Origin of the sequence: Streptomyces sp. NPDC088910 (assembly GCF_044749865.1) — a bacterium.
Classification (GTDB): domain Bacteria; phylum Actinomycetota; class Actinomycetes; order Streptomycetales; family Streptomycetaceae; genus Actinacidiphila.
Genome location: NZ_JBIVIV010000009.1, coordinates 82,296 through 93,493 on the forward strand (window position 1 = coordinate 82,296; position 11,198 = coordinate 93,493).

Consider the following 11,198-nt stretch of genomic DNA (forward strand, 5'->3'; position numbering starts at 1 on the left):
GGACCGGGGCCCGCCGATTTCCAGCACTCGGCGCAAACGGCTCTCCTCGCGGGGGAGAGTACGCCTCGCGGCCGGGCCGCCGCGCACCCGGTGGGCCCTGCCGCCTTTGTCCCCGCCACCCTCACCGCCCCGCCGTCAGACGACGGCGACCGGGCCGTCCCAGGCGTCGCGGTCCACGGTCAGCGTGACGCCGCCGTAGGTCTCCTTGGAGTTGACCAGGAACTGGTGTCCGCGCCGGTGCCCGGTCCACAGGTTCGCGGCGAACGGGAAGCCGGAGGTGGTGCTGTTGACGCCGTCGTACTTGGCGTACCAGAAGGCGTCCGGCATGTCGTCCATGGTCGCCTTGGCCGCCGCCACGGCAGCGGCGCTGGACGAGCTGAAGCCGTAGAAGCCCGCCAGGTAACCGCCGGTGTGCAGCGCCCGGTTCCACGCCTGGACGTAGGTGAGGACGGCGTTGTTGCACGAGGTGTCGGAGACGGCGTACGGCTCCATGTCGAGGTAGAGCGCGCTGGCCGGGCGCATACCGAGGGCCGCGGCCTTCGTCACCGCGTCGGCGCCGTCGCGTGCGCCGAGCGTGGCCGCGTTGGCCGCCGTGAGCCGTTCGGGGCTGTTGCCGGTCTGGCAGGGCGGCTGCGCGCCGACGTAGATCGGGATGAGCTTCCAGCCCGCCGCGCTGACGGTCGTCACCCACGAGGACGTCAACTGGGGCTGTGCGCAGCCGCGGTTGGCGCCGCCGATGTAGACCGCGGCGGCGCCGTAGGGCGAACCGCTCTTCCAGGACGCCATCTTGCTCGCGCTGGGCGCGGTGCAGGTGTCGAAGGCGAGGCCGGTGAAGGTGCGGACGAAGCCGCTGAACGGCGCGGCCGGACGGCGGGTCTGGCGGGGTACGGACGGCAGGGAGCCGGGGACCGAGGCGACCGGGTTGCCGGGCTTGGCCGTCTGGGCGGCGGCCGGGGCGTGCGACGCGGAGGGGCTGCCGCTCGGGGTGCCGGCCGGGGAGCCCTTCGGGGCCGCGTTCTTGGCGCCGTTCGGTGCGTTGAGGGTGCTCGTCGCGCCCTGCGGGGCGTTCGCGTCGGCGGACCGGTTGGCGGCCTGGCCGGCCGCCGCCGACCCGCCCGTTCCGCCGCCGGACGTGGCGCCCACGGCGAGTGCGCCGCCGCCCCCGACGACGATCACTGCGGCGACTGTCGCGATGACGCGGTACCGCATCGGCTTGGGCAGGCGACGGCTGTTCGACACGGGGTCCTCTGGGGGCTCGGGCGGCGCGATCCACCAGAGGCGATCGGAGTGATCGCGGTGCGCGCGGCCAGTAAAGTATGGCGGGGCCGCGCGCCGTTGACAATCACACCGCGGCCCCTCGGCGTCACCCTCCGCACTGCGCGAGCATCGTGTCCTTGTCCGCGCTGGTCACCGGCAGTTGGTACTTGATCGAGACCTGTGCGACCCGGACCGCGTACGAGCACCGGATCTGCTTGTTCGGCGGCAGCCAGGACGCCGGTCCCGAGTCGCTCTTCGAGCCGTTGGACGGGCCGTCGACCGGGATGAGGTTGAGCGGGTCGTTGGCGATCGACTCCCGCTTGTCCTTGCTCCAGTGCGCCGCGCCCATCTGCCAGTCGTACGACAGCGGCATCACGTGGTCGATCTGGACCGTGGTGGCCTTGGTCTTGGTCCACTTGATGACCCGGCCGGTGTACGGGTCGTTGAGCGTCATCGTCGCGATCACGCACTTGGACGTGCCCTTGTAGTGGACGTCGTCGCCGTCCCGCTTGAGCAGGTCGTTACGCGTGTCGCAGCCGTTGTGCGCGAAGGGGACGGAGGGCGCGGAGTCCATCCACGCGGCGCCGAACTGCGCCCGCGAGTAACCCGTCTTGGGGCCGCGGCCCTTGGTCTTCACCTTGGCGATCAGGTCGCGCGCCTTCTTCTTGTCGGCGTCCGAGGTGATCGCGGCCAGACCGGCCTTCGTCCCGTCCGGGTTGTCCAGCGGGCTCACCGCCCGCCCGTTGCCGGCCGCGGGGCCCGCCGCTCCCGACGGGTTCGCGCTGCCCGTCGGGTCGGCGCCGAGCGTCGTGTCCTTGCACCCCGCCACGCCGATCACCGCGAGCAGGGTCGCGGCGCAGGCGAGGCGCCGGGATATCCGTCTGTCCATGTCCGCACCTCGGAGGTCGTCGTCCGGGGACGCAACGGCACCGCCCCCCTGCCCCTACACAATCACGCCTGCCCCGGCGTGCCCCACTTACGTCGTCCTCATCTCCCCGTCTCCCCAGGCCGCCCGCCGAATTGACCGGCCGCCAGGGCCAGCCAGCGCCGCCCCGCCTCCCTCGACCTCTCGCGGATCGCGCCGTCCGCCGCCCCTGACGTCAGGTCGGCGATGTCCCGCCGCTGCGTCTCGTCCTCCCCGGTCAGCAGATCGGCGCCGCAGCGCCGCCCGAGCCGGAACGCCATGTCGCGCAGGACCGACGAGCACCCGAGGACCGGCTCCGCGCCCATGGCCGTGTGCAGCGCCACCGCCCCCTGATACGCGAACGCCCGCGCCCCCGACGCCCCGTCGCCCTCGACCAGTTCCCGCATCCCCTCGATGCGCCCGCGCCCCTCCGTCAGCGTCCCGGGCGTCCACAGCGCCTCCAACTCCTTTGCGTACGCCTCCAGATCCGCCGTGCGCCCGTCCCCGGCCACCACCCAGAACAAGATCGCCGCCGCCCGCTCCGCACAGGCCGCCCCGAACACCGCCGCCTGCTCCCGCGTCGCGCTCCGCGCGAACTCCCCCGTCACCGCCTCCGCCCCCCGACCTTCACTCGATGACATCCCGGAATCTCCGCACATACCTCCGCGCCGGCTCCTGTACCGTCCCGGTCCCACGCTTCCCCTCCCGTACGGCTCTCATACGGGAGCCAGGTCGTCGGTCTGCCTCCGGCGCTCCTCGCCAGCCAAGCAGACCGCTCTTCCTCCGGGTCGTCACATGAACGAAGAAAGTCGTTCCGGCAGGACGGGTCCTCCGTCTCCGCGCGTCATCGCGCCGCGAACACACTTAGGACAGCGGTCAGTTGGCCGCTGTACTCATCACAGGCGGCCTCAAGGCGTCGGCCGACAGGGGACGTGAGGAGATCCGCACCGGCCGGGGCGGCGAGAACGGCGTCGTGACACTCGGCCTCGACGGCGAGGTTCCGTGCGCCGAAGTGCCCTGGATCGTAGACCCGTTGGTCGATCTCGGTGAGCGATCCCGCCCTGTAGTCGTCGAGGTAGACGGCCATCGCGCGGGCGACGTCGATGATCCGCTCGGTGTCGGCTTCGCTCATCTCGCCGAGGGCGTCCGCGAGCATCAACCAGCCGTTGAGAGCTTCCAGTTGGAAGCTCTCCGCGAACTCCGGCTCGATCTCGGACTCGAACAGCGGGGCGGCGGTCAACGCGGCGACCGCCCGGGCGAACTCCGCACCGCTCCCACCGTCCGCCACGTCCGCCCCGGCCCGGAGCAGTTCCCCGAGCGCCGCCGGGTCCACTCCCCACTCCTCGGGCATCGCCATACCGACCAACGGCCCCCGCAGCCGCCGCAGCGCGAAATACGCCGCCTGGCAGCGCTGCCCGCGCCCCATGGCCGCGACCTGCGCCGACAGCCCTTCGTTACTCAACCCGTCCGACCGACTCTCCGTTCCGCCCACCTACCCGGTCCTCCCGGCACCGACAACGAATTCCGTCCTCGAGCGCTCGTCACACGATCACCATCTGACATCGAACCCTGGGTACCGAGCCGCCCAGTCCTTGGCAACCCGCTTGACGGTCGCCGCATCCACCGCGCTCACGGGTTCACCTCCACTGTCACGTTCACACCTCGCGGTTGATGCAACCTGTGAAATCCCCCAGGACCGCAAGCAGGCAACGGAGTCGCGCTAGTGCTCTGACCGCTTAGAATTCGTCACACGATCTTGGCGAGTGCGGTCAGGTCGTAGTGTCCGTCGGCTTCATGCTTGCCTCGGTGCTCTACCAGGACTTCGGACCCGCCCGGTAGGGCTGCTCTCGCTGGCGGCCCGATCGTCTCTGGGTGATGCGCCGCGTGATTCCGGTACGGTTCGCGGCATGACCGGCGTGTTCGACGTGGCCCAGGCTCTCTACGGCGGAGTCACCGACCAGGGGCGGGCGCGGGCCTTTGTCCGCGGCTTCGCCGCTTCTTGGGACGCACCGTTGACCGAGGATGACGGCACGCCGGCAGCGGAACTGGCGCAAACCGAGGCGACGCTCGGCTGCTCCCTGCCGGCCGCGCTGCGCGAGGTCTACACGCTCCTGGGTAGGCGGTCCGGCCTGATCGCCAACCAGGATCCGCTGCTGCCGCCCGCCGAGATGTTCGTGCATGACGAGTGCGGCGGTGTCCTCGTCTTCCGCAGCGAAAACCAGGGCTGCGCCTTCTGGGGCGTGCGCCTGCGCGACCTTGAGCAAGACGATCCGCCGGTGTTCGTCCAGGCGCGGCACGGCTGGGTGCCGTTCTTGGACCGGGTGTCTCTGGCCTGCGTCGAGCTCGTACTGAGCGAGGCACTGTTCGGCAGCGGAGGTCGGCTGTACAACGCGTGCGAGCTGCCGGCGGACCTGCTTGGGACGGTGCCTGACCGCTTCCAGCGGGTCGCACTGCCCGATTATCCGATGTGGACAGGGCCGGAGGACTTTCCCGTGCGTTGGTTCTCCGCCCCGGGAAAGCTGCTGCGCCAGGATGGCTTGGGCACCCACAGCTGGCTGCACGTCCGGGGCCGGACCATGGCCGACCTGGAGGCGATCTGCGAGACCGTCCCCGGCCGGTGGGCCCTGGGATACGCCGAGCCGCTGCCCTTCTGAAGCGTCATGATGCGGGTCTGTTAAGACGTCTCCAGCAGATGGGGCTGCGGGCCAGAGATTCGAAGGCGTCGTGAAGTTCGGTGCGGCGTTCCCACCGAACAGCAAGTCCTTTGAAGTGGTGGAGCAGGGCAAAGGTCTTCTCCACGACGCGGTCCGACCCGGTGGGATAATTGAGATTAAATTAGCCGCCAGGAAACCAGGATGGAACAAGGGATATCAGCTCTTGGTCCGTGGTACCACCTTCGGTCCAGCTCAGCAATTCAAGCTTCATTTTTACTGACCAGCCATACTCTTTGCCGAGAGCGGATGCCGCGTTAATCTTCCTTCCGCCATTTTCCCCGAACACCCGAAGAAAGGCGGCGATGTCGATAATCGATGCCCCTTCCCGCTGCATGCGGCCTGCCTCTGCGACCCAGTCATCGATGGACACCCTTGCACCCCTTAGGTCTCGTAAAGATTGGCTCGACCGTGGAGTGTGCCCCTGGCTCGCCAAACACGTTCAAGAGACCGTAGCGCACCGAAGCCGCTTCTCGTAGCCAATTTCCCCGTTCATGCGTGAAGGATTGCCTCTTCCGCTGGCATGCCTTGACCCGTGAGCGCATGAAAGTGGCCCGATTATCCTCGATAAGGTTGCCGTTGATAGAAAGGACTCGATCACCAGAGTAGCGAAGCGCCCCGCGAATAGGTATGAGGGCCAAGCGTCTCTGGTCAGCGTGCGTTTTGCGTTCCGCTGACGTCCGTGGTTTGCGGGAAAACCGTGGTTGCTGCCTTCAACTACTGCCATCATACGGTTCAGCCCAGGTACGGCCTCTCGCGCACGCAGAGTTGAGAGGTTATCGTGCCGTCCGACTTGCCGACAGAGCCCATACATCAGAGCTTGCGGATCACCACGACTCATCGCCCGTCAGGACGATGACCACCTCATCAGGCTCATCGGTTCCGTCTCCGTAGACGTCGACCCGATTTTCTACATTCGGAACGGGAATCAGCAGTCTCACCGATTCATTAGGATCCGAAATTTCGAGGGACGCCTTGGGGAGAGTCAGATTCCCTGAGTACACAAGAACCTTTCCACTCGGCTGGTAAGGCCCCTGCATACATTGGACTGACACCGGACCGCTGGCGGCTTGCTGCACCGCGATGAACAAGGAGTCCGGACCGCCGTGCACCGCATCAGCAGCCGCGTCCCAGCCTGCGTGGTTGTCAACACTCCCAGGCGCGGCAACGACAACCAAACCGTGCGCGAATCTTGTCGTGCACGAGGCGAAAAGCATCATTGAATCCACCCACTGTCTCGGCTTCCACACCGGGAAGTCGTAATACTCCTTGATCAGCGTTCGCACGATTCCACCCTGCTGTTTGGAACATGCCTGGCAGTGCGGATAGAGAGTCCACGGACGATTCGGGGAGAGCTTGTTCGGCGGGTTGTGGTCGCCAGTCCAGTGCCCATCCTTGTAGCCAGACTTTTCGGCACCGCAAGCAGCGCAACCGTTCCGATCCCCGAATTCATTGATCATCCGCTGCTCGTGAGCGAGAACAGTGTCTCCACGCTCAGCAGTAACCCTCTCCGCTTTCTGCCCCTTCAAGTTGGGCCCGAGAGTCAAATTGCAGAGATCGCCTTCATTTACATTATGAACGAGGACCGGCGTCTCGCCCGCCAGCACATAGTACGTGTGCTACGCGAGCCCCTCGACCTGCTTTTTCGCAGGTCAAGCATGGTTTGCTGGTCCGGTGATGTGCGTGGGTGTCCGTGGTTGTGCAGGGTTGTTGCCGTCAGCTACTGCCATCAGCCGGTTCAGCCCAGGTAGGGGCTTTCACGGTGTTCCAGGAAGTGCTGGAGCCGGAGCCTCTGGGTGTGGTGCATCGGCAGTTGCTCGATCTCTTCGGGCGGCATGAACCGGAGTTCGGTGGATTCGTCGGAGATTGCCAGTTGGCCGCCGGTGATGCGGGCGGTGAAGCAGACGTTGAACTGGCGGCGGACCTCGCCGTCGGTGTAGGCGATGACGTGTTTCGGGTCGGTGTAGGTGCCGACCAGGCCGGTGATCTCAACGTCGAGGCCGGTTTCTTCCTTGACTTCGCGGACGGCTGTGCCGAGCAGGGAGTCCGTGAGGTCCATGCCGCCTCCGGGCAGTGCCCATAGGTCGTTGTCGCGTCGGCGCTGGAGGAGGATGCGGCCGTGGTCGTCGGTGACGACGGCGGAGGCGGCGACGACCATGCTGTTCGGCTTGGGGGCGGTGGGGTCGTCGTAGTACTCGGTGCGGGCCACGGTCAGCCTTCCTCTCGTACGGGCGTCGCCGTCGCCCACACGGCGTCGAAGCTGTCGGCGTAGGTATCGAACATGCCGCCTGTCTCGTGTCGGCGAAGGTGCCATATGGGGGCGGCGTAGGCGTTGACGCCCCAGATGTGGGCGTTGACGAGTTGCTGGTCGTCGGCGCGGTAGAGGGAGTTGTAGAGCGTGGTTTCGTGGGTGCGGACTTCGATGCCGGGGGTGCCGGCGAGCGGCCTGTAGTGCATGAGGGCGAGGCGGCAGCGGGATTCGATGCCGTGGCCGAAGCGCTCCTCCTGGCCGCGGGCTTGGATGTTGTCGCTGTCGGGGTCCCCGATCGCGATGCGGACGGTGCAGCCTTCGGCGGCGCGTTCGCTGAGGAGTTCGTTCAGCCGCGGGTACGCCTCGTGGAGTAAGACGGCCGCGTAGACGAGGATGTCGATCCGTTCCCGGGCCTGGGCCATCAGGTCGGTGAACGCCGAGACAGGGATGTCGGCCCGCTGGTCGTAGAGCGCGACCAGTTCGGGGCTGATGGCGCGGGCGGGGCGGGCTTGGCGGAGCGCCGGCCAGAGTGCGTGCACGTCTTCTCCCAGGGCCTTGGCCGCCTGGAGGGCGGTGGCACGACGTGGGATACGCCCGAGGTTCACCCAGCGCTCGACCGACTTGGGGTCGACCTCGACCTGCTGAGCCGGTTCCACGACCTGAGGCACTCGACCGCCACCCTCCTCCTGGAACAGGGCGTGGAACTCGTCGTCATCAAGGAGCTGTTGGGTCACGCACACATCGGCGTCACCGCCACCGTGTACGCCCACGTCCGCCTCCGCCTCCAGCGCGACGCCATCGACCTCCTCGGCCGCACCCTCGGCAAGTCCTCCGAGGCCGCCACCAACCCCGACGACGGCGACGGCCCGCCGCTTTGTGCAGCACCCGTCCGCTGACGTTGCCGTCAACTACTGCCGTCAAGACGCCATGTAGCCCTCCCCGGAACAGCTCCGGGAAGGGCGACATGGTTTTTCAGATACTTACCTTATGACGCGGAATCTTGAGTTAAGATCGCCTCTCAAATTTCCCAGTTGTTTAGTTCGGCAAACGCCTCGATAGAAGGAGTCAGTTGCACGGAAAATGCGCTTGCTGATACCTGCGCCTGGGTTGCCACCGAGCGTCCAATCACACCTTGAGCGGAATCTTCTGACCCCTGAGAAAGAAGCGCAAGGACCTCACGCTCGGCGTCAATCTCCATTTGCACTAGCAGCCCTGGAGGAGGAGGCTCTTCTCCGTATCTTACAATTACGGGATTTTCTCCTGACAGCTTGAAATCGAGCATGGAGAGCAGTGACCTGAGGGTATTGATAGACATCTCCGCCTTCGGGGCTGAAGGCCTCAAGGAGACGGCAAGAGCATTTCCCACGAGCCCCACCGCCTGAGCCACATAGAACTCTGGGCGATAAGAATCACCCTCGCCGTCCTGAGGTTCCATCTCCAGCCCATCCAACGCCTCGGCGCATTCGTCCTGGACAGACTCGCCAGCAACTGCCGCCCAAGCAAGCTCAAGCGAGGCATCGACCCACGTCAAGTACTCCGAAGGGCCTAGGGCTCGACAGAAAGTCACCCCCCGTTCCGCGGCTGCAGCACAGATCAGCATCAGCTCAGAGTCCGAAGCGTTCGAAATTGCCTGAATTTCTGACGGAATCTCCATGCCCCTCTAGCCTCCAGTGGCCCAGAAGATTGTGAATGGGGAGTTTTGTGCAGCATGACCGCGGATTCCTGCGCCACCCAACATCACCCCGCGAACGTTCAGCACGGGCGAACAGATGGCAACGCAGAAGTTTCGCGATGCCGGACCGAACACTGCATGCTCATTTGGCCCCAAGCTGTTAAGGATCCCTTCCTCTGCATGTCCAGCCGCCTGCACGAATTCCTCTCCCGGTCGAAGCGTCCACCCGGAAGGCATTGCGCCGCCCCCATTGATTCCGATCCGAGTGGTGAACGTCTTCGTCTGAGAGTTGAAGACACCAATTACCGCCGTGGTGCCCTTCACGTCCGCCATGAAGTAATCATTGCGGGACGCCTGCAACTCTTCCGCACGGTTGAGAGCAAGCATCGCATCGTCTTCAGTTGCAACCCCAGGACCACAGTTGTGAACCAGGACCGGCGTAATCCCTGCCAGCACATAGTACGTGTGACACTCCACCCTGCTCTACGTGCGTTTTGGCAGGTGGGCGGGGCTTTGGCGGTCCGTCAGGGTCCCTTGTCGTGCGCCGATGTGCGTGGTTGTTGCTGGCGCTGCTGCCGTCAGTGGTCTAGACCTGTATGGCTACTTGAGATGTTCAGTGAGGTCGTCCACGGTCCAGTCGGCCTGGCGGAGGAGGGGGCCCCGACGGCAACACCCACCCCCCGCCCTCGTACGCCAACGCCGCCGTACTCACCGATGCCATCCGCACCGCCGCACCGAGCGCCCGCATCTCCGTCGACTCCGCGGTCGGGGAACGCGACCTCGCCTGGGGCCAGCAGCTCGACGTACGCGAGATCGCCGCCTTCGGCACCGACAGCGAACTCACCGACCAGGCGGTCGCCGCCTACGTGGCCAACTACGCCACCAAGTCCGCCGACGCCTCCGGCACCCTCGACCACGCCCTGTTCTGCCGCCCCTGCCAGGGACGCGGCGCCACCCTCCTGTCCCACGGAACCCCGCTCCCCTGCACCGCCTGCGACGGCACCGGACAGGCCCGGCCCCTGCCCCGCCTCGCCGTCCCCCGCCACGTCCGGCAGATGATCCGCACCTGCTGGGAGCGGGGCAGGCTGCAGGAATTCACCGGCCTCAAGCTCTGGAAGTGGGCGCACATGCTCGGCTTCCGGGGCCATTTCTCCACCAAATCCCGCAGCTACTCCACCACCCTGGGCGCGCTGCGCGACGCCCGCCGCACCTGGCGCACCGAACAAGCCCGCGCCACCTCACCCGCACCTTCATCGCGCTCCTCCAAAAGGCCGGCCTCCGCCGCATCCGCTTCCACGACCTCCGCCACTCCACCGCCACCCTGCTCCTGGAACAGGGTGTCGAACTCGTCGTGATCAAGGAACTCCTCGGACACGCCCACATCGGCGTCACTGCCACGGTCTACGCCCACGTACGCATCCGCCTCCAGCGCGACGCCATCGACCTGCTCGGCCACGCGCTCGGCTGCCCCTGACAGCCAGACGGCGGCGGACACCACTGTGTCCGCCGCCGTTGCCGTCAACTACTGCCGTCAGGCGGTAATTTAGCCCCGCCGCACACAGCTCGGCGGGGCTAAAATTTGCTACTGTTTACGACACTTAGCAGCGCAACATCTACTAGCGGTCATCGCACAGCCGGGCAAGTACATCCGCAGCGAGCCCTGCTGAAACTTGGTCGAGACCTACCGTCGCCGTTCCATACAGACGTTCGGACATGTAACCGGCAATCGCAGACACTGCATCCGCAGAGGCCGCGGGGGCGAGCCACCTAAGCCACTCGCAGACCATGCGCATTCGAAATTCCCTGAGAATTTCTACACGGTCCAAAGGATCTGATTCCGAGGCCAGCTTGATCACCTTGAACGCGGCGGCAAGGCGATTATGCGGCATATCGTGTACCGAAAGAATCAGTCCGAGTTCATCGGATTTACCCAGATTGAAATTCTCGGCTACTACAAACTGGGGCAGCGGGTAACCATCCACGCTTGTCAGTGCTTGCCCGTCACGTCCGGAATCGATAACTACGTCGACACGGGAAGCAACCCCTGGATCATCGACAGCGACTCGGATGTGATGCACGCCAGGATCCCCGACGTTCTGCACGAAACGTGACACGCCGAGAATGTCGCCGACTCCGATGGCTCCGTCGTCGAGCACCAGGTCCCCGTCGAACAGGACGCTGCCCGCGGCCGGGCCAGCCCTGTTCCACAGCCTGACCCGGACCAGCCCCACCTGCGCACGTGCGGCGATCTGGACGTGACTCCTAGACGCCACCAGTGGCGCACCGGCCAGCGCCAGAACCTCCTCCGGCGGGGCCGTCGATCCAATACGGATCACGCGATGGTTCAAGTAAAGCTCGGCACTACCAATGAGCATTTCTCCGCCAACTACCCAATCTGAGCTT

General features: G+C 65.9%; 13 protein-coding genes and 2 pseudogenes. 4 read left to right on the forward strand and 11 right to left on the reverse strand.

The features are described from left to right. Positions 1 to 135: 135 nt before the first annotated feature. The 4 genes from ACIP4Z_RS21330 to ACIP4Z_RS21345 all read right to left on the reverse strand — a co-directional run bounded on the left by ACIP4Z_RS21330 (position 136) and on the right by ACIP4Z_RS21345 (position 3,623). Positions 136 to 897 carry a glycoside hydrolase domain-containing protein gene (locus ACIP4Z_RS21330; protein ID WP_401310687.1) on the reverse strand — a complete coding sequence of 254 codons (762 nt, stop codon included), beginning with the start codon at positions 895 to 897 and terminating at the stop codon, positions 136 to 138. Between the two features lie 466 nt (positions 898 to 1,363). Further along, the gene (locus ACIP4Z_RS21335) at positions 1,364 to 2,146 is read right to left on the reverse strand and encodes an HNH endonuclease family protein (RefSeq protein WP_355346890.1); all 783 of its coding nucleotides are present in this window, start codon (positions 2,144 to 2,146) and stop codon (positions 1,364 to 1,366) included. Between the two features lie 98 nt (positions 2,147 to 2,244). Continuing rightward, positions 2,245 to 2,802, reverse strand: coding sequence for a hypothetical protein (locus ACIP4Z_RS21340; RefSeq protein ID WP_401310260.1), 558 nt, complete (start codon positions 2,800 to 2,802; stop codon positions 2,245 to 2,247). A 203-nt stretch (positions 2,803 to 3,005) separates the two neighbouring features. Then, positions 3,006 to 3,623, reverse strand: coding sequence for a hypothetical protein (locus ACIP4Z_RS21345; protein WP_401310263.1), 618 nt, complete (start codon positions 3,621 to 3,623; stop codon positions 3,006 to 3,008). 445 nt (positions 3,624 to 4,068) lie between these two features. Between ACIP4Z_RS21345 and ACIP4Z_RS21350 the strand changes: the two genes are divergently transcribed. Then, positions 4,069 to 4,815, forward strand: a complete 747-nt coding sequence (locus tag ACIP4Z_RS21350) for an SMI1/KNR4 family protein (RefSeq protein ID WP_401310266.1) — start codon at positions 4,069 to 4,071, stop codon at positions 4,813 to 4,815. Between the two features lie 181 nt (positions 4,816 to 4,996). Here the strand turns inward: ACIP4Z_RS21350 and ACIP4Z_RS21355 are convergent, their stop codons facing one another. From ACIP4Z_RS21355 to ACIP4Z_RS21370, 4 genes are all read right to left on the reverse strand, one after another. Continuing rightward, positions 4,997 to 5,245, reverse strand: a complete 249-nt coding sequence (locus tag ACIP4Z_RS21355; protein WP_401310269.1) for a hypothetical protein — start codon at positions 5,243 to 5,245, stop codon at positions 4,997 to 4,999. 454 nt (positions 5,246 to 5,699) lie between these two features. Further along, positions 5,700 to 6,479: a hypothetical protein gene (locus ACIP4Z_RS21360; RefSeq protein ID WP_401310272.1), complete on the reverse strand. Its 780-nt coding sequence runs from the start codon at positions 6,477 to 6,479 to the stop codon at positions 5,700 to 5,702. A gap of 131 nt (positions 6,480 to 6,610) precedes the next feature. Further along, on the reverse strand, positions 6,611 to 7,081 hold the full coding sequence (locus ACIP4Z_RS21365; protein ID WP_401310275.1) for an NUDIX domain-containing protein: 471 nt from the start codon (positions 7,079 to 7,081) through the stop codon (positions 6,611 to 6,613). Between the two features lie 2 nt (positions 7,082 to 7,083). Continuing rightward, positions 7,084 to 7,791, reverse strand: coding sequence for an XRE family transcriptional regulator (locus ACIP4Z_RS21370; protein ID WP_401310278.1), 708 nt, complete (start codon positions 7,789 to 7,791; stop codon positions 7,084 to 7,086). 30 nt (positions 7,792 to 7,821) lie between these two features. Between ACIP4Z_RS21370 and ACIP4Z_RS21375 the strand changes: the two genes are divergently transcribed. Beyond that, positions 7,822 to 8,019 carry a hypothetical protein gene (locus ACIP4Z_RS21375; RefSeq protein ID WP_401310281.1) on the forward strand — a complete coding sequence of 66 codons (198 nt, stop codon included), beginning with the start codon at positions 7,822 to 7,824 and terminating at the stop codon, positions 8,017 to 8,019. Positions 8,020 to 8,141: 122 nt separating this feature from the next. Here the strand turns inward: ACIP4Z_RS21375 and ACIP4Z_RS21380 are convergent, their stop codons facing one another. Next, positions 8,142 to 8,777, reverse strand: a complete 636-nt coding sequence (locus ACIP4Z_RS21380) for a hypothetical protein (protein ID WP_401310284.1) — start codon at positions 8,775 to 8,777, stop codon at positions 8,142 to 8,144. A gap of 6 nt (positions 8,778 to 8,783) precedes the next feature. Continuing rightward, positions 8,784 to 9,251, reverse strand: coding sequence for a hypothetical protein (locus tag ACIP4Z_RS21385; RefSeq protein ID WP_401310287.1), 468 nt, complete (start codon positions 9,249 to 9,251; stop codon positions 8,784 to 8,786). Between the two features lie 260 nt (positions 9,252 to 9,511). On the opposite strand from ACIP4Z_RS21385, the pseudogene ACIP4Z_RS21390 reads away from it, so the two are divergent. Beyond that, a pseudogene (locus ACIP4Z_RS21390) lies at positions 9,512 to 9,976 on the forward strand (replication initiator); the annotation flags it as partial. A gap of 47 nt (positions 9,977 to 10,023) precedes the next feature. Beyond that, a pseudogene (locus tag ACIP4Z_RS21395) lies at positions 10,024 to 10,269 on the forward strand (tyrosine-type recombinase/integrase); the annotation flags it as partial. Positions 10,270 to 10,411: 142 nt separating this feature from the next. On the opposite strand, the gene ACIP4Z_RS21400 reads toward ACIP4Z_RS21395, so the two are convergent. Then, positions 10,412 to 11,170, reverse strand: coding sequence for a hypothetical protein (locus ACIP4Z_RS21400; protein WP_401310290.1), 759 nt, complete (start codon positions 11,168 to 11,170; stop codon positions 10,412 to 10,414). Positions 11,171 to 11,198: the final 28 nt, after the last annotated feature.